Source organism: Oleiphilus sp. HI0061, assembly GCF_001635675.1.
Window position 1 is genome coordinate 1 of sequence record NZ_LWFE01001352.1, and the last position, 1033, is coordinate 1033.

The 1033-nt window shown below is 49.1% G+C and carries 1 protein-coding gene; it reads left to right on the plus strand.

Annotated features, from left to right (window positions below; translation table 11 throughout):
• Nucleotides 1-1033: ammonium transporter (locus tag A3735_RS21325; RefSeq protein ID WP_068638594.1), on the plus strand; the 1033-nt coding region annotated here is incomplete at both ends.

Sequence of the window (1033 nt, forward strand, 5' to 3'; positions counted from 1 at the left end):
ATTTATGAATTGCAGTATGCAATGGACACCTTTTATTTCTTGGTGTGCGGCGCATTAGTTATGTGGATGGCAGCAGGTTTTGCCATGCTGGAAGCAGGCTTGGTTCGCGCCAAGAACACCACTGAGATCCTAACCAAGAACGTTGCACTGTTTGCAGTATCATGCACCATGTACCTAATCTGTGGTTACGAGTTCATGTATGGCGGCGGCTTCTTCCTATCAGGTACTGACAGCGTTGCAACTATAGACGTTGCTCAAGCTCTAGCAGATTCTGCTGAAAACGGCTTCGGCGGTGACTCTGTTTACTCAGGCGCTTCTGACTTCTTCTTCCAGGTCGTATTCGTTGCAACGGCAATGTCTATCGTATCGGGTGCGGTTGCTGAGCGTATGAAGCTTTGGGCTTTCCTAGCATTCGCAGTTGTTATGACGGGTTTCATCTACCCAATGGAAGGTGGCTGGACTTGGGGTGGTAACTCTGTGTTCGGTATGTACGACCTCAGTAGCTATAGCGATTACGCTGGTTCAGGTATCGTTCACATGGCAGGTGCTGCAGCAGCATTGGCTGGTGTTATCATGCTAGGTGCTCGTAAAGGCAAGTACGGTGCTAACGGTCAGGTTAACGCTATCCCAGGTGCGAACCTTCCTCTAGCAACGCTAGGTACATTCATACTGTGGATGGGCTGGTTCGGTTTCAACGGTGGTTCTACTCTTAAACTGGGTGGTATCGAAGTAGCTAACGAAGTAGCAAGCGTATTCTTGAACACTAACGCTGCTGCGGCAGGTGGTTTGATCGCTGCATTGATCGTTGCACGTATTCTATTCGGTAAGGCTGACCTTACAATGGCATTGAACGGCGCACTAGCAGGTTTGGTTGCGATCACTGCAGAGCCTGCTGATCCTTCTCCACTACTAGCAACGATCATTGGTGCGATCGGTGGTGTTATCGTAGTATTCTCAATCGTAACACTTGATAAGCTTAAGCTTGACGATCCTGTTGGTGCAATCTCGGTACACGGTGTAGTAGGTCTATGGG